Below are 22,180 nucleotides of genomic sequence, written 5' to 3'. Positions count from 1 at the left end.
TTATATTTCAACAGTTTTTTAGATCTGCTGGTGAATCGGCTGCAAACACTCACAGAAGATGTTCTAAAGAGAGAAATTTCTAACAATTCGTGGTACAATAAAGGATACATAACATATATGAAGACTTTAGATGGCCTGGAGGAATTTATTGTGGCACCAAAAACCGGAGTAATTCATGAAAAGAAGCTTTTTTCAGAAGAGCTTGGCGGAGAAATGACAATACTGGTCTATTTGCCATCAGTCTACTCCCCTCTTTATAAGTATCACCTTATTATCGCCCAGGACGGTCATGATTATTTTAGGCTGGGCAGAATCGGCCGTCAGGTGGAAGATCTTCTCTCAAAAAGAGAGATTGACCGCAGCATCATCATCGGCGTTCCTTATCAGAACGTCAAAGAACGCAGGGAAATGTATCATCCGGAAGGCTCTAAATTTGCAAGCTATAAGCGGTTTATCGCAAATGAACTGATCCCTTATGCTGACAGCGAATATCCTACGTACGAGGTTGGGTACGGCCGAACGCTGATCGGTGATTCTCTCGGAGCCACTGTTTCCTTAATGACAGCTCTTGATTACCCGAATATGTTCGGCAACGTGATTATGCAATCGCCGTACGTTGACCATCATGTACTGGAGGCTGTGAGCCGGTCAGATGATATGAAGAATATCTCGATTTATCATCAAATCGGCGAAAAGGAAACAGACGTCCATACAACAGACGGACAAATTTTAGATTTTACAGCACCGAATTTGGAGCTCAAACAGCTAATTGAACAAAAACAGTCGGAATATTATTATGAAACGTTTGACGGAGATCATAAATGGACCTACTGGCAGCCGTTAATTACTCCGGCGCTGAAAAAAATGCTGTAAGTCATCCAATCGCTTGCTATACTCATTATGATCAAACAATTCAGGGAGGTAATATCATGAAATACGGAATTGTTTTATTTCCATCAAAAAAACTGCAGGATCTTGCAAACTCTTACAGAAAGCGCTATGACCCAAGCTATGCACTTATCCCGCCTCACCTAACACTCAGACCCCCGTTTGAATCTTCTGAGCAAGAAGCATCTCAGGTGGTGTCGCAATTAAGACAAATTGCAAAGGAATCACACCCGATTGTTTTAAAATTAACAAAATACAGCTCTTTTGCTCCTGTGAATAACGTGATTTATATTAAAGCTGAGCCGACAGACGAATTAAAAGAGCTGAATGAACAATTATACAGCGGTGTTTTAGCCGCAGAACCGGAATACAGCTTTGTCCCGCATGTGACAGTCGCCCAAGATCTTTCAGACGATGAGCATTCCGACGTACTGGGACAGTTAAAAATGCAAGAAGTATCCCATGAAGAAGTAATCGACCGCTTTCACTTAATGTACCAGCTAGAAAACGGATCATGGACTGTATATGAAACATTTTTGTTAGGCGGAGGAGAATAAGAGACTTGGAAGCAGTTATCGCAAAAAATGAAGAACAAATGAAAGATGCATTTTATGTAAGAAAAGAAGTCTTTGTCAAAGAACAAAACGTACCAGTTGAAGAAGAAATTGATGAGCTCGAAAACGAATCAGAGCATATCGTGGTGTATGACGAAGGACAGCCAGTCGGTGCCGGAAGATGGCGCCTTAAAAAGGGGCTCGGCAAATTAGAGCGGATTTGTGTCTTAAAAAGCCACCGCTCAGCCGGTGTCGGAGTCATCATTATGGAGGCGCTGGAAAAAGCGGCAGAAGCCCGCGGCGTGTCCGGTTTTATTTTAAACGCACAGACTCAGGCAGTGCCGTTTTATGAAAAACAGGGATACAAGGTCTCGTCGAAAGAGGAATTTCTCGATGCCGGCATTCCCCATTTGCAAATGATTAAATATAGATCTTTTTAATCTTTCTATATGTATAATCACTCAAATTAAATAAACGTTTAGTTGGAAAAGCAATATGGACAAAGCTGTTTGCATAACATAAGGCCCTATCATTAGGGCCTATGTCTTTTTTATAAATTTATACTTTATTAATAGAAATAGTATTACATACTATTTCTACATTTAAAGGAGGCATTAAAATTTCACATTTTAATAAGTCCTTCCCTTCGCTCTGAACCTCTGAAATTCCAACATCCTGAAGAAAATAAGGAATTTGTGATTTAGTCATATCTTTTAGGGGATTTATTCTATCGTCAGCAGTGGTGACAAATGAGAATTTTGAACAACCAGTAAAAGATAATTTCACATTATAGTTCGTGTCTTCAAAAGTCATTGTTATTTCATCACCGAAAAAACGGGATTCTAATTGTAGTACCCTTGCATCCCAATAATTTAAACCTTCAATATCGCTTTGAATTTGCTCAGCTTTCATAATTAATTACCTCACTTCTTGTATGGAATATGAGCATCTGGGCTTTTTCTATCGACTATTCTCAAATTTTTATCAAGTGGATTACCATTTTTATCAAATAAATGAACATGGTCGTACTTTGTCATTTTATCAGGAGGATCAATTCTCATTCGGATATTTCCACTAGTATCTCTAACATGAACAAAACCATTGTGTTCTGTGTATTTCCATTCAGTAGGTAGAGAATCTAAAATTTCCTTTTTAGACATATTAGGGATATTTTCGGCAATGATTTTCCCTCCAAATTTCCCAGCTTCCTCAGCAGTTTTCGCACCTTTCTGAAATTGTTTTTCGATTTTTTCTGCTTTTTCCATATTTTTAACTGCTTTACCTGCAACCTTCACATATCCAGATCCAACTACACTAACTCCAGAAAGAAGCCTGTCAACGGAAGATATTTTCTTATCTGTTATTAAGTCTTCTCCTCTAATAACATCACCTGCCGCTTTTAAGTTAGATACTACAGGCAAAACATCGAAAAATAGCGATAAGGCGGTTGTATTAACATTTGACTTCTTCTGATAAGATATCACATCAACGTTTAATTGATTCAGTTTTTTTTCTTTGTGTTTTAATTCCTTTGATTTTTTATTAAGATCTTTAAAAGTATCTGTTTTTCCATCTTTAACAGTATAATAATAATAATTAGTATTCGTTGAAAATTTATCTAAATTATTTAAAGCATTTGAGGTTTTATCCATGGCTTTTGAAGTCTTACTAATAGCACTATTTACTTCAGTAACACCACTAACAGCTTGGTTAATTCCCTTATTCATTTTATTCATTGCTTGAATAGCACCATTAAGATTTGTGTTTATGTCTTTATTGGCTTTATCTAGCTCTTTGTTTGTTTCTTTAAGATAGCTAAAATTTAATTTATTTAACTGGTCTAATTCTTTTCCCGCTTTTTTAAGTTGTTTGTTTGATTCTGCAATTCCTTTACTTACCTCGTTACAGTCTTTTTGTAACTCATTCATACTTTTACTTATGTTTTTATTCGTTTTATCTAAATTTTTATTAACTTTATTTAGATCATTATTCATTTTAGTTAATTTAGCATTATATGCTTTCATATCGCTTACAGTTTCGTCAAGAAACCGATCAAGCTCTAGTATAAAATTATAAAACTTAATGTAAATATTAACAGCATTATTTATTGTAGAAACAGCCTTAGGTACAACTACATTCTTCATTTCTTTATTTAATTTGTTTATCTTGCTATTTATAGTTTTTTGCAAACTTTCTTTTCTGAGTTTTGCTAAATAACTGTTAGAATTACTAATTTTGTTATAATCACTCAAAAGTGTTAAGACTACTTGAAGTTCTTTCTGTATTCTTATAACTTTATCTCCATCAGTTTCTTTTGATACAGCATACACTTTTTCTGGTTTTATGTAATTTGGTAAATTAATCGTAGATATAACAAAAATAATTAATAATGCACTAATAAATCTTTTCAAGCGTATTCCTCCGGCCTTTTACTATTTCTTAAAATATTAAATTGATTTGGAATTATGTAAAATTACTAAATCACACCGCCTTTTTTAATATTATTCCAGTAATTTTTATACCATGAATATATTTCTTTTTCAACAATATATATATCAAAAGACTCTTATTTAACTTTTTATCGGTTAATTTTATGTAATATTCTGCAATAAAAAATCTCCGAAATGGTATCGGAGATTTTTTATTTATATTCATTAATAAAGTTTCCCTTTTCAAATCTTTTTTCGTTCTTATAAAGTAACCGCTTACGTTTCGCTTTGTTCACTCTTTTTTCTGCCGCAGATTGATTTTCCTGCTGTTTTTCAAGTTCCTTGTATACCCGCTGAAACGGGACATAGCTGATCTTTTCTGTTCCGGCATAATCCTGTTTATGGCCTATTGTGCGATTTGCATACTGAGCATATTGGTGATTTTGGATTGGACCAGCATATATCATATGATACCCTCCCCTTTGCTCTCTTTTTCCCTTAAACTTACTTTTTGAAACGCTATTCTTTTGTTATGATATTCTTTGTCTGCAAATACATGAACACCTTTAGTGGGAGGACCCCTTTTTGAAATGTGCCCGACTGAATGATCGAACAATACATTTACATACATATTCGAGAGAACATTACCAATTCCTCTATGAAGAAGCGGTAAAAGGACATTTATTTTGCGCCCATTGCGGAAGGCCTGTCATCATGCGGCTCGATATTCTTCAGGAACCTGAATTTCTCCACCGTGAAAAAGGAGATTTCTCAGCTTGCGAAGAGGCTTGCCATTCAACACCCCGCAAACAGGAAGCAAAAAAGGAAGATTACGAGGAATCCGGCGTTTTCCGTTTACCTAAAGGCAAAGCCATTTCAGCCGATAAATCTCCCGTCCTGACAGAATGGCAGCCGCCAAGAAAAATAAAGCCCGGCACGCCTTTTCTAAAAAAACCGGAAGCACAGCACTTGTCTCTTTTTCCAACGATCGGTTTAAACACTGATCAGCTTCAGGCTGTAACGGAAACGGAAGGTCCGCTGCTTGTGCTTGCCGGTGCGGGGAGCGGAAAAACACGCGTGCTGACCGCCCGCGCCGCCCATATGATTGAACACCTTGGCGTATCGCCGGAGAACATGCTGCTTGTGACCTTTACGACAAAAGCAGTCGCCGAAATGAAAGAACGGATGGCTAATGAATACGGACTGGCGCCCCAACATGTAGGAAGGCTTGTCACCGGAACGTTCCACAGCTTATTTTATAAGATTCTCTATCATTATGATTCTTCCAAATGGAACGGAGACCATCTGCTGAAAATGGAATGGCAAAAGGAGCAGTATATAAAAAAAGCGCTTTATGAAGAAGGGGCAGACGAAAAAGAGTTTCCCGTCGATCAAGCAATCCAGCAGATCGGCTATTGGAAAAACTCTTATTTGCCTGGAGAACGCATTCCTTTAAAGGATGAATGGGAAAAACAAGTCTACCGGCTGTACGAGCATTACGAACGGCAGAAAAAAGAACATGGCCAATTTGATTTTGATGATATGGCGTCCGCGTGCTATGAACTGTTTCAATTGCGGCCTGATATTCTCGAACATTACCAGACTCGCTTCACTTATATTTTAATAGATGAGTTCCAAGACATAAATCCGGTGCAATATAAAATCATGCAAATGCTCGCCAGCCCAGAACAAAATCTGTGCTGTGTCGGAGATGATGATCAGTCAATTTACGCGTTTCGCGGAAGCAGCCCTTCTTTTATCCTCGACTTTCAGAAGGATTATCCCGGGGCAAAGACCGTTTACTTAACGGCCAATTACAGATCGACTCATCCGATTGTCTCAAGCGCTGATCTTGTGGTGAAGAAAAATAAAAAGCGGTATGTGAAAACGTTAGAAGCCACCCGTGACGATGTGCAGCACCCGGTATTGTTTTATCCTTATGACGAAGAGGAAGAAGCGACTATGGTCGTGTCCGATATAAAAGAAAAAATTCAAAACGGCGCGCGTCCGGAAGACTTCGCGGTTCTTTACCGGACAAACAGCGGCGGGCGGGCCATTTACGAACGGCTTCATCAATCATCAGTTCCATATACAGCGGATCGCGGCGTTCAATCCTTTTACAGCAGAAGAATCGTCCGCCAAATTCTGGCTTACTTATATGTCAGCCAGAACGAAGATGATACAGAAGCCATCAAACATCTGCTTCCCGCACTGTTTTTAAAACAGTCAGCCTTAAATACGCTAAAGGCTCTCTCGATTACGGAAGATTGCTCGATGGTCAAAGCTCTGACAAAGCTTCCGGACCTCAAGCCCTTCCAGCTGAATAAAATCAAAAAAATCGTGCCGTTTTTCGCCAGCCTTCGCACCATGAAACCGGTAGAAGCCATCACGTTTGCTGAAGGTAAGATGGGCTTTTCCGAGTATTTAAAAAAACGCGGCAACGAAGGAAACAAGCTGGAAAAAGGGTCGGATGACCTCCGGGATGTAAAGGTTGTCGCCAAGAAATTTAAGACCATACCTGACTTTCTCGCTCATGTCGATCATATGCGCGCTGCTGAAAAAAACAAAACAGCAGAAAACGGCGTCCAGCTTATGACCGTTCACCGTTCCAAAGGATTAGAATTCAAAACGGTCTATGTACTAGGAGCGGTAGACGGCTCGATTCCGCACGATTTCTCGCTTGAAACGGCGAGAAAAGGAGACGAAACCGCTCTTGAAGAAGAAAGAAGACTGCTTTACGTTGCGATGACCCGGGCAGAACAGCATTTGTATATTTCCTGTCCGGCAAATCGACGGGGAAAAACCGCTCACCGCTCCAGATTTTTGCAGCCGCTTATGCAGCTGAACAAACGATCGTCCTTACACAAATAAAATGGAAATCAGCCTGACAGGCCATCTGTCAGGCTTTTTCAAATAAAGAAGGCCCGCCATTTGAAACAGCAGGACCCAGGGTTGCTTATTTATTGTTAAGCATTTTTGAAATCGTGCCAAAATCAAGCTTTTCTTTTCCGCTCGTAATGGACTCAACGATCTTATCTTCTAACTCTTTCGGCACGCGTTTGTTCGCAAGCTGCGATACACGCTTAATCACGCTTCTGACTGTATTCTCGTCTTTAAAATTGGCGTTTTGCAAAGAGCCGGCAAGATTCATGACATCGTTCATATTCACGCCTGTTTTCTTTTCAATATTCTTAAAAAATTGATTATCCATCATGTGCCTCCTTTTGTTGGAGTAATACATTATTGTATGAGCGCCGCACGATAGTGTGCTTTTTCCATCGCGAGAAAATTGCAGTCCGCCCACAAGTTTTTTGATTCACATGAATGATTTACACAAGGTAAGGAAGCACGGGGCAAGTTCCCGTACTTCCTCTAGTTAGATCATATTAACCAAAAAAAGATGCGCCTACGATAATAAGAAGAATGAACAATACGACCACAAGAACGAATGTGGAACCGTATCCGCCTCCAGAATATCCTCCAGCGTAACCTCCGCCGCTATAGCAGCCTCCGCCGTATCCGTATCCGAAACCCATAATTAAGCACCTCCTTTACTCTCTATACACTATGTGACTCAAATCATTTGGCTTGGATAAATGCATAGGGCGCTTGCGGATTTATGGATGTTTTGGAAATTCTGCATGTTTCTTCAGCCGGGCTTCCGTCTCTTCCGCAAACGTTTCGATCTCTTGTTCAAAGGTCATACCGGCTTGATCAAATCGGGCTAATTCCTTCTCAATATTTCGGATCTTTTTGTCATGCTCCCTTTGCTTTTCATCATGCGGCCGGTATTTTCCATTTATATACGCTTCAAATTCGCTCACTGTATCCCCCCTGTTCATGATGTATGCAAAGGGGAGCGAACTTGTTTCTAAAAAAACAAAAAACCGGACATCTCCGGTTTCTCCGCCAGGCTACTGAGGCTTTTTCTTGCCGCCGCATCCGCAGCCTTTCTTTTTTATTTTTTTAGAATAAGGTTGTTGATTGGTTGAACCTTGATATGGAGATTTTTGGGAAGGTTTGCTTAGTTGGCTCATAGTGAATCCTTCCTTTCATTATGTCATATATGCTAATTTATGCTTTTTTTGTTTAAAAGTTTCTGGTGGGTTCGCCTTATTCTTGCAGCCACTTCGAAACAAGAGTTTCAATGATTCCGGCAAGACCGGCGATGGCCAACAGTAAAATCAGCCACTGAGCGATAGCCGGGATAAGCGCCTGGCACACGATTAAAAATCCGGCGCACCACACACCCGTACACCAATAACAGCTGAGCAATTCTCCTATAAACGCCCTTACGCCTGTTCCTTTGATGACAATATACGTCTCGACATTCCCGTCTGCATCTGTTTCCTCCTTCTCTTCATAAAAAAGGCTTCTGAGAGGCGCCATGATGGTGTCGAATACGAAAAGCCGCGCCAGGCGAAACACTGCAAACGAAAGAAGAATAAAAGAAAGCCAATTGATAACCACTGATTCACTCCTTTTTTAAACATGACCTCTTTTACATATATGCCAAAACCCTGATCCTCATGAATCGCATCTTGTCCGGTAAAAAAATGGGTGCGGATTGGTTGTTTTTCTTATTCCCCTCTGCACTTGATCTGCATTATATAAAGTATGGATAAGAAAGGAGTGAAGGTTATGTCGTTTGAAGAAAAAGCTGAATCACTGCATCCTCAAATATTTGATCAATTATCCAACGAATTCGAGCAGCAAATCGAAGTGATTGATTGTGAAAATATCACCATTGATACAACACATATAACGGCCGCTCTTTCCATACAAGCTTCGGTTACTACAATGATTATCCTAGCGACACAACTGATGATCGCCGATCAGGACGCAGCTGACGGAGTGGTAAGTGAAATCCTCATCCTGGATGATTGTCAGATCAAAAAAAGAACGGTCATTCAAGTCATCAACAGCCGAAATATCAGGATCACTCTGGCAGCAGACGATATCATGGCCTTTGTACAAATTCTACTTCAATTATTAAATATACTTTTCATTGAACTAGGCATCCTTTAACCCTTTCTTTTCACATACTTTAAAGTTGAGGTGAAAACAATTGGCAGATAACGAAAAGTTCAAAGAAGAGCTCGCTAAGCTTCCAGAAGTAGACCCGATGATGAAAATGCTTGTCAGCAATATCTTTAAAAAACACGGCGTTACGAAGGATAAATTAAAAGAAGTATCAGATGAAGAAAAAGAAATGCTTCTGGCATTAGTGAAAGACATGCAGGCAAAGTCCGATGCTTTCCTTGAAAGCCAGAGAAAGAAAAAGGAACAGGAAAAAGAACAAGAACAGCCAAAAAACCAAAAGCCGCAAAGCCGCAGAGAACAATTAATCGAACAGCTCCGGCAGAGACGCCAAAATCCTGATAAATAATCAAAAATAGTGTTATTCACTAGGGTATATGCCTGAGTCAAAGTAAGAGGCTGGCTCATTTAATAATAGTAAAAGAAAAGGAGGAATAGATATGGAAAGCAGACCATATTCTTGGGTTGCACTTGATCCTGACTGCGACCATCCGCTAGACGACAAAGAAGAAAAGAAAGATAGAAAATGTAATTGCGATATTTGCTGCAATGGTAATGGGTTTGGCGACAACAATGCTTTCATCGACCAAGATCTAGCTCAGGCAAATCTCAACAAACAAGTCTCCGATGAGACAATTATTATTAGAGATTCTTGTGACATCAACGTTTCATCTACAGACGTTCAAGCGGTAACATCAGTTGTCACAGCGCTTAATGCTGCTGTTGTTACAGCTACTCTCACATCAATTGCAGACGGAGTAATTGCCGAATTAGTCGCACAAGATTTATTGCAGCTTACAGCTAATAAACAAGTAAACCGACAAAAACTTCTTATCGAATGCTCCCGCGGCGTAAATGTCACAACAGTAGATGCTGACATCGCAGTGCTTATCTCTACAGCAACAAACACTCTCTTAGCCATCCTAGTCATCACGCTCATCCTCTAAGACCTAAAAGCAGAGCTAAAAATGCTCTGCTTTTTCTTATTTTCCTGCATATATTAATTTATAGACGGATACCCACACCAAGTGGGGCTCGCGTACATATGTTGTTAAAGACTAAAGTCAAATACCCTATAAGAAGGAGCTGAAATCCATGAGCTGCGGAAAACACCATGGCCGACATGAAAACTGTGTATGCGAAGCGGTTGAAAAGATTTTAGCAGAGCAGGAGGCAGTTGAAGAACAGTGTCCCACTGGCTGCTATACCAATCTTTTAAGCCCGAACATTGCTGGAAAAGACTCAATTCCGTTTCTTGTGTACGATAAAAAAGGCGGATTGTTCTCCACATTTGGAAACGTCGGAGGATTTGTGGATGATATGCAATGCTTCGAATCCATTTTCTTCCGAGTTGAAAAATTATGCGACTGCTGTGCGACACTCTCTATTTTACGGCCTGTCGATGTAAACTGTGACACACTCAGCGTGTGCCACCCTTGTGATCCAGATTTCTTCGGTCTTGAGAAAACAAACTTTTGTATCGAAGTTGATCTAAGCTGCTTCTGCGCGATTCAATGTCTGTCTCCGGAATTAGTTGACCGGACATCGCCAAGCAAGGACAAAAAGCATCATCATCATGGATAAACACTGATTTTGCATGAAAAGAAATCCCCTTCCAAGCTTTGATTACGGATGCAAAATCATTCAGCTGCTCTCTTTATGAGCAGCTGACTCTCCATTATTTTTGCCAGTCATTTAAAACTTTAAGGCAGGAGGGATAATATGAGCCAGAAATCATCAAGCTGTGTGCGTGAAGCGGTTGAGAATATCGAGGATCTCCAAAGCGCAGTAAAAGAAGAATGCCCGACAGGCTGCTATTCAAAGCTTTTGTCTCCATCCTATACATTAGGCGATACTGTACCATTCGCAATATTCACTTCAAAATCAAAACCTTTCGTTGCGTTCGGGAATGTCGGCGAACTGGATAACGGACCTTGTTTCAATACCGCATTCTTCAGAGTAGAAAAAGTCCATGACGGCTGTGCCACGCTAAGCCTATTAATCGCATTTGACGAACATAAACACATTTTAGATTTCACAGATAAAGATACGGTTTGCGACGTGTTCCGTCTGGAAAAAACAAACTTTTGCGTAGAAGTTGATCTAGATTGCTTCTGTGCAATCAATTGTTTAAACCCAAGACTTCTTAATCGCACTCACTAAAGACAGACATCCTTTCCCAGATAAAAAAAAAGCCTGCAGAAACCTGCAGGCTTTTTCTTTCATCTAAATAAGCTGCCGGAGGTAATCCAGACAGCCATAACCCATCTTATCAAAATCCAAGCGGATGCAAAGAGGTGATGTCATCAATTACCAGCTCTGTCGGCGCGCCGTTTCCGGTCGTGCGAAGAAGGACGGAATTATTTCTTCTTCCGACGATCACCCCTCTGTATGTTTTTCCATTCGCTTCAATCAGGCAAAGAGCTCTTGGCATATTGTGCGGAAGCTTTGTTAAAAAGTCAATTTTTTCAATAATGGACATTTTGCTCATCGGTTTTTTCACTCTTCTTGGAGGTGTTTGTTTTTCCTCCGCTTCCGCATTATGGACGGCTTCCGGTTCTTTTTCGGGCTTCTTCACTTCGGCAGCCGGCTCTTTCTCGTTTTTTTGACGATCTTCAGTTTCTTCTTGTTGCTGTGCCGATTCCGATTGCTGCGCCTCTTGGTGCTGCGCGGTTTCCTCATGCTGCTGTGCTTCCTGCTGCTGCAACGTCTCCTCATGCTTCCGTGCTTCCTGCTGCTGCAACGTCCCCTCATGCTGCTGTGCTTCTTGCTGCTGCACCGCTCCTTTTTCTTGCTGGATATCTTTTTTCAGAGATTCTTCATGCCTCTTTTCAGCCGTTTCCGGCTTTTTCCGCTCTTCCGGCGGAGCCGTTTTGACCTTTCGCTTGATCACAATTTCCTGCATAGAAGATCTTGTTTCTGAGTAATTGGGCTGAACAATATACATGAGCGGTTTTATATCCGCGTCTCTGTTTTTATTTGACATCTTCATCCCTCCGATTCTGTCATATCCTATCTATATGACAGAATGTTAAAAATCAGAAGAAAGAAAAAAGCAATCCCAATTGGGACTGCCTTTGAATATTTTACTTAGCGTGCGGTAATATGGAAACCTGAATCAACGTGAAGGTTTTCACCAGTGATGCCTCTGGACATATCGCTGAATAAGAATGCAGCTGTATCTCCAACCTCTTCAGGCGTTGTCGTGCGGCGGAGCGGCGCACGCTCTTCGATGTCTTTTAAGATTGAATTGAAGTCGCTGATGCCTTTAGCAGACAATGTTCTGATCGGGCCAGCTGAAATACTGTTTACACGAATATTTTCTTTACCTAAATCAGCAGCTAAATATTTTACGCTTGCGTCTAAAGAAGCTTTCGCCACTCCCATGACGTTGTAATTCGGCATAACGAGTTCTCCGCCAAGGTAAGTCAATGTCACAATGCTTCCGCCTTCTGCCATGATCGGACGAGCGGCTTTGACGACAGCTGTCAATGAATATGAGCTGATATTATGCGCCAAAAGGAAGCCGTCACGATTCGTATTTAAATATTCGCCGACAAGCTCTTCTTTGTTCGCAAAAGCGATACAATGCGCGATACCGTGGATAACGCCGACCTGCTCTTTAATGCTTGCAAAACATGTTTCGATTTCCTCATCGTTTGTTACGTCACAAGGAAGTATAATTGAATCGTTTCGTTCTAATGTCCCTGCCAATTCATTCACTGACTTCTCCAAGCGTTCACCCGCATAAGTGAAAATCAGTCGTGCGCCAGCTTCGTGTAAAGAACGTGCGATTCCCCAGGCGATACTGCGTTTATTGGCAACTCCCATTACGACGATGTTGCGGCCTTCCAGTGAAAAATTCATATGTATAAAGCCTCCTATATTCATGTCAATACATAGTATTAGTACCTGATCTTAATATTCATCATATCATAACGAAGGGCAGAATAAAAGAACTGAAAAAAGGCACATAAAGAGATCACCTTTCAAAAGGTGATCCCTAATCAGCTGTATTTAAGCTGTTTCTTTTAAATGCAAAATGATTTGTCGGACCATGGCCTGCTCCAATTCCAAGCGTATGTTCCACCGCTTCACGAACAAAGTTTGCCGCGACTTCAAAAGCCGCATGAATCCCGTGTCCTTTGGCGGTTTGAGCCGTTAAAGCAGCGGCAAAGGTACAGCCTGTTCCATGGGTGTGCTTCGTATTAACATATGGATGGCTGATTTGTGTAAACGTTTTTCCATCATAAAGTAGGTCAATGATCGTTTCATCTTTCGGCTGGTGTCCGCCTTTAATAATGACATGCTGCGCCCCAAGCTCGATACATTTTTCAGCGGCCCTTTTCCGGTCATCCATCGTGTGGATTTGAATTCCTGTCAGCGCCTCTGCTTCAGGCACATTTGGCGTGATCGCATAACTTCTGGGGACCAGAAGCTCCTTCAGCGTGGCAACTGATTCATCGCGTAATAATGAGGCACCGCCTTTTGCAATCATTACCGGGTCAACAATCAGCCGATCCAATTGATACTGATCGATTTTCCTCGCAACTTCTTCAATCATTTCCGCGCTCCACAGCATTCCCGTCTTGATTGCATCTGGTCTTAAATCTTCTGCGACTGCGTCAATTTGCCGGCCGAGCGCTTCTACAGACAGCGGATATACTCCATGAACACCTAATGTATTCTGGGCCGTCACCGCAGTAATAGCTGACATGCCGTATACATCCAGCTCCTGGAAGGTTTTTAAATCCGCCTGAATACCTGCGCCGCCTCCCGAGTCAGAGCCGGCGATGGTCAATGCTTTACTGATACTCATAAAATAACTCCTTTCACATTACCCGATCCACTTATGATAAAGGGATTTAGCTTTGGTAATATCATTTGTCCCGTGTATAAACGCTCTTCCGTCCTGAAACAACACCATCTTCATGTCATGTGAGCGGCATGAAATTAAATATGGGTTCGCCGTCACTTCAAGCCCTGCCTGTCTCAGCCGCACAGCAAGCGATTCAAGATCAGGCTGTTTGGCAAGTCCTGACCTGATTTGCACGGTGTCCCTGCCGCACAACACAGCCGCTTTTGTTTGATTTTCATAGGATAAAAACGGAAAATCTTTTGTGCCGCAGCTCGGGCAGGAAGCATTAACGAGACTTGCTGCGTTTATCTCAGACCGCTCATTCTTCCACAAATCAAAAGACCGAATCATCGGTTCAGTCCGTTCACCCGTCAAAAGTTTAAGCGCGTCTGTCACCTGATAGACAGCGACCTGCAGGACGGCGGGACTGATGATGCCGGCTGTATCACACGTTAATCCTCCTAAAGGAAGTTTGTCGAGCAAACAATGAAGACAAGGCGTAACACCAGGCAAAACAGTAAAGGTTAGTCCGTAGCTGCCGACGCATGCGCCGTAAAGAAAAGGAATCCCCATTTTCACAGCGGCATCATTAACGATCAGGCGGGTTTCAAAATTGTCGGCGGCATCCACAATCACGGACGCTCCTTCGATCAGCTCAGAAACATTTTCAGCAGTGACATCCATGACAATCCCTTTGACATGTACGTCGCTATTAATGGAACGAAGCCGCTTTTCAGCAGCAGCGGCTTTCGGCATTTCCTTTTTCACATCGTCCTCTGTATATAGCTGCTGGCGCTGTAAATTGCTCCATTCCACATAATCTCTGTCAGCGATCGTCACAGACCCGACTCCCGCCCTGACAAGCATTTCAGCACTGGCTGTGCCAAGCGCGCCGCCGCCGATAACCACCGCACGCGCTTCCCTCAGCTTTTCTTGGCCTGAGGGGCCGATCGGAGCGAACAGCTCCTGTCTGGAATACCTGCCCGTCATACAGGAAGACCTTCTCCCGGGCTGCTCGCCGTTCCGTAATGTTTCACCGGAATTCGGCCCGCTTCATAGGAAAGGCGGCCCGCTTCCACTGCGAGCTTCATGGCGCGCGCCATCTTAACGGGATCATTTGCCCCGGATACAGCGGTATTTAACAAGACACCGTCCGCCCCCAATTCCATTGCATGCGCTGCATCTTTAGGAGAGCCGATTCCCGCATCAACAATGACCGGCACCTTAGCCTGTTCAATGATAAATGACAGATTCAAAGGATTAACGATTCCCTGGCCTGACCCTATCGGTGAAGCACCCGGCATAATAGCATGAACGCCAAGCTCTTCAAGCTTTCTGGCCAAGACGACATCATCAGACGTATAAGGCAGAACGATGAATCCCTCTTCCAAAAGCTGTTCAGACGCTTTTAAAGTCTCAACCGGATCCGGCAGCAAGGAACGGCTGCACCCGATTACTTCCACTTTAATCATGTCGCAAAGACCTGATGCTTTCGCAAGTCTTGCAATTCTGACCGCTTCTTCCGCGGTACTTGCTCCCGCTGTGTTTGGAAGCAGTGTATATTTGGATAAATCAAGCTGTTCCAGAAAATTCGGCTGGGACGCTTCAAAAATATTCATTCTCCTGACAGCAAAAGTTAAAATATCAGACGCAGAAACGTGTACCGCTTCCTTTTGAATTTCAAATGTTGGATATTTCCCTGTTCCCAATAGTAATCTTGAAGAAAATTGCTTTCCGCCAATTGTTAGCATTTCTCATCCGCCTCCTACAAAATGGACAATTTCTATAACATCCCGATCACAGAGATTAATATGCCGATAGTTCTCTTTATCAATGATTTCTTTATTTCTCTCCACAATAACAATTTTATTTTCAAGCTGGTAGAACGCGAGTAAATCTTGGATAGTGCCGGTGTCCTTGTCCCATTCCACTTGTTTTCCATTCAGCTGAAGCATCATGCCTGAACCGCCTCCTTGCGATCAATTCTAAACGCGTCTATCCATTTTTGATTGACCTTTCTGTCCATGACCAAATCGCAAATTACTTCACCAGTAGCCGGAGCCAGCAAAATTCCGTTTCTGAAGTGGCCTGCGGCAAATAGAATCCTGCTATCCTCCGGGTGCCTGCCGATATAAGGTTTGCCGTCTCCAGTTCCCGGCCGCAGACCAGCCCAAAAACGGTCTACCTTCATATATTGGATAGCCGGCAGCATTGTTTTTGCTTTCTGCATAATGGATTCAAGTCCGCCAAGTTCCGGCTTATCACTCCAATCCCCCGGTTTCATTGTCGCCCCCACGACCAATCTGCCGCTTTTTCTCGGAACGATATAGCAATGGTCATGATAAAGTGTTTTCGTAAGCGGAAAATCGTCATTCCAGACAGAAAGGCACTCTCCCTTAACAGGGAAAAACGCTTGGTTCAGACCGAGCTGCTTAAAAAACTGCCCGCTCCATACCCCGCTCGCCACGACAACATGATCCGCATAGACTTCACCGGCCGTCGTTGTGATGCAGACGGCATCTCCGTCCCGCTTTATTTCCGTAACGGATGTGTGTTCATACAACTCAGTCCCTGAAAGCCTTGCCGCTTTGGCGTAAGCCTTGCATACGTAAAAAGGCTCAACATGGACATCAGCTTTAATCAGACTGGCTCCGGCAATCTCTTTTGACGTATACGGCTCATTCTCCAGCACTTCTTCTTTTGTATGCCAGCTGACGGAGTCTAAATCGTCCATCTGCCGTAAACGAGCGACGTCTTCTTCTGAAAACGCCAGCTTATACATTCCGCCGTTGTGCCGTCTGATATCAATGCCTGACCGTTCGTTCAGCTCGGCTCCAAGCGCCTGATATAAACGCTGGCTGTACATGGCAAAATCAAAAAACGCATCCCGCGCCTCGCACTCGGCGTGAGCTCCAAGCATTCCCGCAGCTGCGCTCGTTGTTTTTCCGCCGATTGTTCCGCTCTCAAACAAAGCCGTTTTTTGCTTTTCTTTTGACAAATGATAAGCGATGGCTGAACCAATGATCCCGCCGCCGATGATGACTGTATCATAGTGCCTTTTCATACTTGTTCTCCTTTAGCTTGCGGGAATAGCTTCTGGAGGCTTCCAAAGGATCCGGCGCTGAAAATATTCCGGACATGACAGCAATCCCCGCAGGATCGGCTTGTCTCACTTCGGGTATCCTGGAGGGCGTTATACCTCCTAATGCAATCACCGGTATCGCAAGCGTTTGTTTTATTTCTGTCAAGAGCTGTACACCCCTGCCTTCTAAACCTTGTTTGCATTCCGTTTCAAATACATGCCCGAACAGCACGTAATCCGCATCTTCACGTTCTGCTTGAACGGCTTCTTCAAGCGAATGAACAGACCGTCCGATATGAAGATGGGGAAACCTCGCTCTCACCCGTTTTGCCGAAAAACTATGGCCCGGCAGCTGAACACGATGAATATTGGCAAAGAGCGCAATATCCACCCGATCATTCACAATCAGCTTTTGCTTCTCAACACCGCCTTGATAAATAAGCTCAAGCAGCTTCAGGATATCATCAGCCGATTTTGACCGTTCTCTGATATGAATGAAATCAACCTCATCTTTAACGGCAATGATCGAAGCCGCAAGATGTTCAACACGCTGGCAATTATCAGTTATCGCGTGCAGCTCCAAGTTTCTCCACCTCTTTTGCGGCGCTGTTCGACCAGCCTTCTTTCCGGTAGGCCATTCCCCAAAATTGGTACTCGTAATAGCTGGAAATGACAAAATTCTCTTTCATTTTGGCGCGGACTTCCTCCGTGCTGCTTTCCGCTAATTCATCTAATCTGTTAATCTGTTCTTCCACCTGCTGTTTAAACCAGTCGCCGCCATAGGTATTTATCCATTTTTCATAAATCGGATGACCCGGATCACATTCAAGCAGCCTCTCGCCCACTTCATAATAAAGCCAATAGCATGGCAAAAGAGCAGCCAAAATTTCCGCAAAGTTCCCGCTCATCACCGAACGGTACATATGAGATGTATAAGAATACGCAGTAGGAGACGGCTTAAACTCCTCACGCTCTTTTTCACTGATTTCCAAAAGCTCTGTAAATTCACGGTGCAGCGCCATTTCCGCTTCATATGTGCCTTGCGCGTGGCTTGCCATTCGCCCCGTCGTAAAAAGATCCTTGGCATATGCAGCACCGAACGACTGGACCTTTGCAAAATGCGTTAAGTAATAAGAGTCTTGAAGAACATAATATTTAAACCGGTCAATCGGGAGGCTCCCGTCACCAATTCCCTGCACAAACGGATGGACAAAGCTTCCATCCCACCATTCTGCTGCTGCCTGACGACACTCTTGCGAAAACTTCATCATGTCATTCCCCCAGTCTGAAAAATAAAAAAACCACTTTCCCGGAAGGAAAAGTGGTTTGGAATTTGCATAGATAAAATAACCCAAATACCGCTCCACTTCCCTACGCAGGTTTTAACCTGTTCAAGTTATGAGGGTCTAAAAGTCTCACTTTTATCTCAGCCCTTTTGAAGGGCACCCCTAGTGGTCATACAATTATATTTTAATTTTTACTGCACCTCTATATTAACATGAATCCATTTTTGGTCAAGGTTTATCCTTCCAGTGTTCTTTTCATTTCCGTCACATACTTACGTGATCCGGTCACGATCAGACGGTCACCTGATTGAAGCCTTGTATCTCCATGGGGAACAATGCTGTCCACTCCTCTGAAAATCCTGACAAAAATGACATCTCCCGTTAGAGGGAATTCACGCAAAATGACACCATCGTATTTGCTGTTTTCCATATTAATTTGGTACAGCGAAGATTCCTGGTTTGTGAGCAACTTCATAACACCCGGAGCTTCGATAAGCGCACGCAGCAGTGTCTTAGTAGAAAGCAAAATTGAAAATGTATTGATGCCTTCCTCCTTTAATTCAGCTTCATGTTCAACTGAGCCGACGCTTGCGATTACCCGTTCCGTTCCTTTTTCTTTGGCGTAAAGAGCAATATCAGCATTTACATCTTCATTACCTGTCGCCACCACGAGGACATCCGTCTCAAATATCCCATGTGACTCAAGGGTTTCACGCTCATAATCAGAAATGGTTTCCACGCTGAAAACAGAGTCTGACAGCTTTTCTTCCGCATTTTCCTGATATACGTGGACCACCCTGACTTCATACTCTTCCTCAGGTAATTCCAATGTTACCGGCAGCGTCATCTGATTGGCGCCAATAAACGTAATGGTCTTTTTCTCCTCCGGCTCCTCTTCTCTTTTAAACAATTTCTTAAAGCCGACAGGCGTTATAATGCTTGCAATGACAGCAACCAAAGTCAGCGCCCCAGACATATTCGGGCTGATGATATGCAGGCGTTCTCCAATCGTCGCAGCCGCAATGACAAGAGAAAGCGTAGACGTCAATAAAAAGCCCGATGCCCATACCGTCCTGTTGTCATACCATTTTTTCAAGTAAAGGACAGGAAGGATTTTGCTCAATAGCAGCGCGATTAAGAGAAGCGGAATCATGATTAAAATCAATGGGTCCTGAAAAAGCGACCAAATGTCTAATTTAACACCGACCATCACGAAGAAAATCGGAATCAAAAAGCCGTAGCCGAAGGAATCCAGCTGCTGCACCAGCTCTTTGTTCGGCGAAAGCAGAGAAACAAGCACACCGGCTAAAAATGCGCCGAGAATATTTTCAGCTCCAAGTGATTCAGACAATGCGACGAGGACGATAATCAACGTAAAAATCGCACGTGTGCCGATTTGGATCGTTCCTTTTGACATCGACTCCACGAAAGAACGGTGCTTAAAGATTCGCCCGAAGAAATAAAGTACAACTCCGGCTGCAAACAAAATCATTAAGAGCCACATGTTACCATTATCGTTCCCGTACAAAGAAGCAAAAACAGCGAGAAGAATCATAGTAACCAAGTCAGCAATGACAGCCACAAGCAAAATGATCTGCCCGATATTTGAATTCATAATCCGCTCTTCTTTTAAAGTCGGCACAACAACGCCTAAAGAAATGGTTGATATAATCAGCGTCATTAAAAAGGCGTTATCAATAAACCCGGCCAGCACAAATGCGTACGACAGCGCCAAAGATAAAACAAAGATGCCGAGAAAGATGACAGACGCTGTTTTAAATGTATTCGGTGCCTCCTTGCCGTTCGGGAGAAATTGTTTTTTCTTGCCTTTCTCAAAAGACGAAAAATCAATTTCCAGCCCGCTTAAAAACATTAAAAAGATAAATCCAAGCACAGAGAGCGTTTCAAGCCACGTATCACCCTCTACTACTAAATTAAAGCCGCTTTTTCCAATAATAAGCCCCATGATAATCTCAGCTACTACCACGGGGATACTGAGCTTAAAACGATGCAAAAGAATCGGAGTTAAAAATGCGACTACAAGTACAACAACTAAAGAAGCGACAGATGTATGCTCCATATATAAAAAACCTCCTTTAAGAAACCATTCAAAACCAGGATAAAGTGAGTTTACACAAGCACGAACGGAACCTTTTTTAAAAAAACATAACGTGATTTTAACAAGGTCAGACATGAAAAAAAAGTGATAAGGCTTATTTCTTTTATCAAATACAATTTCTTTCTATAATTTGCACATAAAGCGATGTGATGAGTCACGAGAATTTGCTTCATAATAAATAAAATAACATGAGGAGGATCTAAAAATGGCCTACGATGTAATCGGTGATATTCATGGATGTTATGATGAAATGATCGCATTGATCAAAAAACTCGGCTACACCATCCAAAACGGGGTGCCTGTCCATTCTGACGGCAGAATGCTCGTATTCGCAGGGGATCTGACAGACAGAGGGCCAAAGTCAATCGAGGTTGTTCGATTTGTGGCAAAAGCGTATGAGAAAGACGCAGTCCGTTATGTCCCGGGAAATCATTGCAATAAACTATACCGTTTTTTAAAAGGAAATCCCGTTAAAGTCATGCACGGACTTGAAACAACCGAGGCCGAGCTCAAGCAGCTTTCCGATGAGGACAGGACGGCGGTGAAGGAGCAATTTATCAGATTATATGAAAAGGCGCCGCTTTACGACATCTTACATAACGGAGATCTGGTTGTCGCCCATGCTGGCATAAAGGCTGACGATATCGGTAAACAATCAAGAAAAGTAAAGGATTTTGTCCTGTATGGAGATGTAACGGGTGAAACACTGCCGGATGGAAGACCCGTAAGAAGAGATTGGGCCGCAACATATAATGGCAAAGCGTGGGTGGTGTACGGCCATACCCCGGTAAAAAAACCGAGAATCGTCAATCGCACTATTAATATTGACACTGGCTGTGTATTCGGAAATCAGCTGACAGCTTTCCGGTTTCCTGAACATGAGACTGTCTCCGTTGAAAGCTCAATGCCGTATGATGAATCACGTTTTCGCGAACAGTAAAAAAAAGAGAAGCCAGAGCATTGAGAATGCCCTGGCTTCTTTGTCCTTGAAGGATGGCCGCCGTACATTGAGAGAAGCGTTTGTTAACGGCTTTCCTCTATTAATTGCTGCATATCTTGCGGAACCGGGGCATAAAAGACCATCGTTTCATCCGTCAGCGGGTGGATAAAGGACAGCCTCTCACTGTGGAGGGCCTGTCTGCTGATCTTCTGCCTTGTTCCCCCATACAGCGTGTCACCGCATAAAGGGTGGCCGAGATGGCTCATATGAACACGGATTTGATGGGTTCTTCCCGTTTCAAGCTGCAATGTCACCGATGTTAAGCCGTTTGTCTTTTCATTGACTTGAAAATGAGTAACAGCCCGCTGTCCGCCGGGTGTGACCATTCGTTCTATAATGCTGTCCGGCTTTCTGCCGATCGGCGCGTCAACCGTGCCTTCAGCTTGCTCCATGCTGCCGTGCACAACTGCGAGATAGCGCCTTTTGACCAGTCCGTTTTTTTGCCCCGTTGACAAAATGGAATGTGCAAACCGATGCTTCGCAATCAGCATCACACCCGATGTGTCTCTGTCAAGCCGAGTGACAAGATGAACCGTAGCACGCACGCCGTTTTTCTTATAATGGCCGAGGATGCCGTTTGCGATGCTTCCGGAAGGGTGCTCTCTGGAAGGTATAGATGAAACATACGGCTGTTTGTTAATCACAAGCACATGGTCATCTTCATACAACACATGCAGCGGAACCGGCTCTGGAAAAAGAGACTCGCTCACCTGTTCCTCGGGAAACTCGAACACCAGTGTGTCTCCAAGCTTCAGTACATATTTTACTGTGACGTGCCCGCCGTTAATGAGAATATCTCCGCCTCCGAATTTAATATCCGTCAGCATACGTTTTGAAATCCCCATCTTTCCGGCGTATTCTTTTACCGTCATGCCCTCATCAGCAGAACTGATCTCTTTCCGAATAAAAAAATTCTTCAATATA

General features: G+C 43.0%; 28 protein-coding genes and 1 riboswitch. Of the genes, 10 read left to right on the top strand and 18 right to left on the bottom strand.

Annotated features, from left to right (window positions below):
- Positions 1–150 precede the first annotated feature (150 nt).
- Genes AXI57_RS15200 through AXI57_RS15190 form a run of 3 tightly spaced genes read left to right on the top strand, consistent with a single transcriptional unit; the run spans position 151 to position 1,882 of the window.
- The gene (locus AXI57_RS15200; protein ID WP_003327531.1) at positions 151–873 is read left to right on the top strand and encodes an esterase family protein; all 723 of its coding nucleotides are present in this window, start codon (positions 151–153) and stop codon (positions 871–873) included.
- Between the two features lie 56 nt (positions 874–929).
- Positions 930–1,445 carry a YjcG family protein gene (locus tag AXI57_RS15195; RefSeq protein ID WP_061670540.1) on the top strand — a complete coding sequence of 172 codons (516 nt, stop codon included), beginning with the start codon at positions 930–932 and terminating at the stop codon, positions 1,443–1,445.
- Between the two features lie 5 nt (positions 1,446–1,450).
- The gene (locus tag AXI57_RS15190) at positions 1,451–1,882 is read left to right on the top strand and encodes a GNAT family N-acetyltransferase (protein WP_061670539.1); all 432 of its coding nucleotides are present in this window, start codon (positions 1,451–1,453) and stop codon (positions 1,880–1,882) included.
- A 118-nt stretch (positions 1,883–2,000) separates the two neighbouring features.
- Here AXI57_RS15190 and AXI57_RS15185 read toward each other — a convergent pair whose 3' ends face one another.
- The 3 genes from AXI57_RS15185 to AXI57_RS15170 all read right to left on the bottom strand — a co-directional run bounded on the left by AXI57_RS15185 (position 2,001) and on the right by AXI57_RS15170 (position 4,338).
- On the bottom strand, positions 2,001–2,354 hold the full coding sequence (locus AXI57_RS15185; RefSeq protein ID WP_003327534.1) for a hypothetical protein: 354 nt from the start codon (positions 2,352–2,354) through the stop codon (positions 2,001–2,003).
- A gap of 11 nt (positions 2,355–2,365) precedes the next feature.
- On the bottom strand, positions 2,366–3,853 hold the full coding sequence (locus AXI57_RS22105) for a pre-toxin TG domain-containing protein (protein WP_219996602.1): 1,488 nt from the start codon (positions 3,851–3,853) through the stop codon (positions 2,366–2,368).
- 230 nt (positions 3,854–4,083) lie between these two features.
- A complete protein-coding gene (locus tag AXI57_RS15170; protein ID WP_061670538.1) occupies positions 4,084–4,338 on the bottom strand; it encodes a hypothetical protein in 255 nt (84 codons plus the stop codon).
- A 118-nt stretch (positions 4,339–4,456) separates the two neighbouring features.
- Here AXI57_RS15170 and AXI57_RS15165 point away from each other — a divergent pair, with 118 nt between their 5' ends.
- Entirely contained in the window at positions 4,457–6,742 is a 2,286-nt protein-coding gene (locus tag AXI57_RS15165) for an ATP-dependent helicase (protein ID WP_061670537.1), read from the top strand.
- Between the two features lie 85 nt (positions 6,743–6,827).
- Here AXI57_RS15165 and spoVIF read toward each other — a convergent pair whose 3' ends face one another.
- The 4 genes from spoVIF to AXI57_RS15150 form a co-directional block, all read right to left on the bottom strand.
- Positions 6,828–7,082: a sporulation-specific transcription regulator SpoVIF gene (gene spoVIF / locus AXI57_RS15160; RefSeq protein WP_003327539.1), complete on the bottom strand. Its 255-nt coding sequence runs from the start codon at positions 7,080–7,082 to the stop codon at positions 6,828–6,830.
- Positions 7,083–7,257: 175 nt separating this feature from the next.
- On the bottom strand, positions 7,258–7,407 hold the full coding sequence (locus AXI57_RS21015) for a YjcZ family sporulation protein (protein WP_003327540.1): 150 nt from the start codon (positions 7,405–7,407) through the stop codon (positions 7,258–7,260).
- A gap of 81 nt (positions 7,408–7,488) precedes the next feature.
- Entirely contained in the window at positions 7,489–7,695 is a 207-nt protein-coding gene (locus AXI57_RS15155) for a hypothetical protein (RefSeq protein WP_010788265.1), read from the bottom strand.
- 289 nt (positions 7,696–7,984) lie between these two features.
- On the bottom strand, positions 7,985–8,341 hold the full coding sequence (locus AXI57_RS15150; RefSeq protein ID WP_061670536.1) for a DUF1360 domain-containing protein: 357 nt from the start codon (positions 8,339–8,341) through the stop codon (positions 7,985–7,987).
- A gap of 171 nt (positions 8,342–8,512) precedes the next feature.
- On the opposite strand from AXI57_RS15150, the gene AXI57_RS15145 reads away from it, so the two are divergent.
- The 5 genes from AXI57_RS15145 (at position 8,513) to cotZ (ending at position 11,074) form a co-directional block, all read left to right on the top strand.
- Positions 8,513–8,899 (top strand): spore coat protein, encoded by a 387-nt coding sequence (locus AXI57_RS15145; protein WP_061670535.1) that lies wholly within the window; start codon positions 8,513–8,515, stop codon positions 8,897–8,899.
- 40 nt (positions 8,900–8,939) lie between these two features.
- The gene (locus tag AXI57_RS15140) at positions 8,940–9,260 is read left to right on the top strand and encodes a hypothetical protein (protein ID WP_061670534.1); all 321 of its coding nucleotides are present in this window, start codon (positions 8,940–8,942) and stop codon (positions 9,258–9,260) included.
- A 91-nt stretch (positions 9,261–9,351) separates the two neighbouring features.
- Positions 9,352–9,858 carry a spore coat protein CotX gene (gene cotX, locus AXI57_RS15135; RefSeq protein ID WP_061670533.1) on the top strand — a complete coding sequence of 169 codons (507 nt, stop codon included), beginning with the start codon at positions 9,352–9,354 and terminating at the stop codon, positions 9,856–9,858.
- A gap of 148 nt (positions 9,859–10,006) precedes the next feature.
- Positions 10,007–10,495 carry a spore coat protein CotY gene (gene cotY, locus AXI57_RS15130; protein ID WP_003327548.1) on the top strand — a complete coding sequence of 163 codons (489 nt, stop codon included), beginning with the start codon at positions 10,007–10,009 and terminating at the stop codon, positions 10,493–10,495.
- Between the two features lie 138 nt (positions 10,496–10,633).
- Positions 10,634–11,074, top strand: coding sequence for a spore coat protein CotZ (cotZ, locus tag AXI57_RS15125; RefSeq protein WP_003327550.1), 441 nt, complete (start codon positions 10,634–10,636; stop codon positions 11,072–11,074).
- Between the two features lie 109 nt (positions 11,075–11,183).
- Here cotZ and AXI57_RS15120 read toward each other — a convergent pair whose 3' ends face one another.
- The 10 genes from AXI57_RS15120 to AXI57_RS15075 form a co-directional block, all read right to left on the bottom strand.
- Positions 11,184–11,897 (bottom strand): CotO family spore coat protein, encoded by a 714-nt coding sequence (locus tag AXI57_RS15120; RefSeq protein ID WP_061670532.1) that lies wholly within the window; start codon positions 11,895–11,897, stop codon positions 11,184–11,186.
- 104 nt (positions 11,898–12,001) lie between these two features.
- Positions 12,002–12,778 carry an enoyl-ACP reductase FabI gene (gene fabI, locus AXI57_RS15115; protein ID WP_061670531.1) on the bottom strand — a complete coding sequence of 259 codons (777 nt, stop codon included), beginning with the start codon at positions 12,776–12,778 and terminating at the stop codon, positions 12,002–12,004.
- A 136-nt stretch (positions 12,779–12,914) separates the two neighbouring features.
- On the bottom strand, positions 12,915–13,730 hold the full coding sequence (thiD, locus tag AXI57_RS15110; protein WP_061670530.1) for a bifunctional hydroxymethylpyrimidine kinase/phosphomethylpyrimidine kinase: 816 nt from the start codon (positions 13,728–13,730) through the stop codon (positions 12,915–12,917).
- A gap of 18 nt (positions 13,731–13,748) precedes the next feature.
- A complete protein-coding gene (thiF, locus tag AXI57_RS15105) occupies positions 13,749–14,759 on the bottom strand; it encodes a thiazole biosynthesis adenylyltransferase ThiF (protein WP_061670529.1) in 1,011 nt (336 codons plus the stop codon).
- Positions 14,756–15,520: a thiazole synthase gene (gene thiG / locus AXI57_RS15100; protein WP_010788259.1), complete on the bottom strand. Its 765-nt coding sequence runs from the start codon at positions 15,518–15,520 to the stop codon at positions 14,756–14,758. The genes thiF and thiG overlap by 4 nt, the downstream gene beginning before the upstream one ends.
- A gap of 3 nt (positions 15,521–15,523) precedes the next feature.
- Positions 15,524–15,724: a sulfur carrier protein ThiS gene (thiS, locus tag AXI57_RS15095; protein ID WP_141292168.1), complete on the bottom strand. Its 201-nt coding sequence runs from the start codon at positions 15,722–15,724 to the stop codon at positions 15,524–15,526.
- On the bottom strand, positions 15,724–16,833 hold the full coding sequence (gene thiO / locus AXI57_RS15090) for a glycine oxidase ThiO (protein WP_061670527.1): 1,110 nt from the start codon (positions 16,831–16,833) through the stop codon (positions 15,724–15,726). Before thiO ends, thiS begins: the two co-directional genes overlap by 1 nt.
- A complete protein-coding gene (tenI, locus tag AXI57_RS15085) occupies positions 16,817–17,434 on the bottom strand; it encodes a thiazole tautomerase TenI (protein ID WP_061670902.1) in 618 nt (205 codons plus the stop codon). Before tenI ends, thiO begins: the two co-directional genes overlap by 17 nt.
- Positions 17,412–18,119 carry a thiaminase II gene (gene tenA, locus AXI57_RS15080; RefSeq protein WP_003327562.1) on the bottom strand — a complete coding sequence of 236 codons (708 nt, stop codon included), beginning with the start codon at positions 18,117–18,119 and terminating at the stop codon, positions 17,412–17,414. The genes tenI and tenA overlap by 23 nt, the downstream gene beginning before the upstream one ends.
- Positions 18,120–18,202: 83 nt before the next feature.
- Positions 18,203–18,311: riboswitch (TPP riboswitch) on the bottom strand.
- A gap of 61 nt (positions 18,312–18,372) precedes the next feature.
- A complete protein-coding gene (locus AXI57_RS15075) occupies positions 18,373–20,217 on the bottom strand; it encodes a monovalent cation:proton antiporter family protein (RefSeq protein WP_061670526.1) in 1,845 nt (614 codons plus the stop codon).
- Positions 20,218–20,461: 244 nt separating this feature from the next.
- Here AXI57_RS15075 and prpE point away from each other — a divergent pair, with 244 nt between their 5' ends.
- The gene (gene prpE / locus AXI57_RS15070; RefSeq protein ID WP_061670525.1) at positions 20,462–21,196 is read left to right on the top strand and encodes a bis(5'-nucleosyl)-tetraphosphatase PrpE; all 735 of its coding nucleotides are present in this window, start codon (positions 20,462–20,464) and stop codon (positions 21,194–21,196) included.
- An 83-nt stretch (positions 21,197–21,279) separates the two neighbouring features.
- Here the strand turns inward: prpE and AXI57_RS15065 are convergent, their stop codons facing one another.
- A complete protein-coding gene (locus tag AXI57_RS15065) occupies positions 21,280–22,176 on the bottom strand; it encodes an RluA family pseudouridine synthase (RefSeq protein WP_061670524.1) in 897 nt (298 codons plus the stop codon).
- Positions 22,177–22,180: the final 4 nt, after the last annotated feature.

Origin of the sequence: Bacillus atrophaeus (assembly GCF_001584335.1) — a bacterium.
Classification (GTDB): Bacteria; Bacillota; Bacilli; order Bacillales; family Bacillaceae; genus Bacillus; species Bacillus atrophaeus.
Note: the sequence above shows the minus strand (reverse complement) of the source record. Positions and strands in the feature narration are given on the sequence as shown.

Coding starts and splice junctions, on each gene's coding strand:
- cotZ (WP_003327550.1), top strand. CDS start 10,634: ATGAGCCAGAAATCATCAAGCTGTGTGCGTGAAGCGGTTGAGAATATC.
- AXI57_RS21015 (WP_003327540.1), bottom strand. CDS start 7,407: ATGGGTTTCGGATACGGATACGGCGGAGGCTGCTATAGCGGCGGAGGT.
- thiD (WP_061670530.1), bottom strand. CDS start 13,730: ATGAGTATCAGTAAAGCATTGACCATCGCCGGCTCTGACTCGGGAGGC.
- prpE (WP_061670525.1), top strand. CDS start 20,462: ATGGCCTACGATGTAATCGGTGATATTCATGGATGTTATGATGAAATG.
- AXI57_RS15185 (WP_003327534.1), bottom strand. CDS start 2,354: ATGAAAGCTGAGCAAATTCAAAGCGATATTGAAGGTTTAAATTATTGG.
- cotY (WP_003327548.1), top strand. CDS start 10,007: ATGAGCTGCGGAAAACACCATGGCCGACATGAAAACTGTGTATGCGAA.
- thiO (WP_061670527.1), bottom strand. CDS start 16,833: ATGAAAAGGCACTATGATACAGTCATCATCGGCGGCGGGATCATTGGT.
- thiF (WP_061670529.1), bottom strand. CDS start 14,759: ATGACGGGCAGGTATTCCAGACAGGAGCTGTTCGCTCCGATCGGCCCC.
- AXI57_RS15120 (WP_061670532.1), bottom strand. CDS start 11,897: ATGTCAAATAAAAACAGAGACGCGGATATAAAACCGCTCATGTATATT.
- fabI (WP_061670531.1), bottom strand. CDS start 12,778: ATGAATTTTTCACTGGAAGGCCGCAACATCGTCGTAATGGGAGTTGCC.
- AXI57_RS15170 (WP_061670538.1), bottom strand. CDS start 4,338: ATGATATATGCTGGTCCAATCCAAAATCACCAATATGCTCAGTATGCA.
- thiS (WP_141292168.1), bottom strand. CDS start 15,724: ATGCTTCAGCTGAATGGAAAACAAGTGGAATGGGACAAGGACACCGGC.
- AXI57_RS15145 (WP_061670535.1), top strand. CDS start 8,513: ATGTCGTTTGAAGAAAAAGCTGAATCACTGCATCCTCAAATATTTGAT.
- AXI57_RS15195 (WP_061670540.1), top strand. CDS start 930: ATGAAATACGGAATTGTTTTATTTCCATCAAAAAAACTGCAGGATCTT.
- thiG (WP_010788259.1), bottom strand. CDS start 15,520: ATGCTAACAATTGGCGGAAAGCAATTTTCTTCAAGATTACTATTGGGA.
- spoVIF (WP_003327539.1), bottom strand. CDS start 7,082: ATGGATAATCAATTTTTTAAGAATATTGAAAAGAAAACAGGCGTGAAT.
- tenA (WP_003327562.1), bottom strand. CDS start 18,119: ATGAAGTTTTCGCAAGAGTGTCGTCAGGCAGCAGCAGAATGGTGGGAT.
- AXI57_RS15075 (WP_061670526.1), bottom strand. CDS start 20,217: ATGGAGCATACATCTGTCGCTTCTTTAGTTGTTGTACTTGTAGTCGCA.
- cotX (WP_061670533.1), top strand. CDS start 9,352: ATGGAAAGCAGACCATATTCTTGGGTTGCACTTGATCCTGACTGCGAC.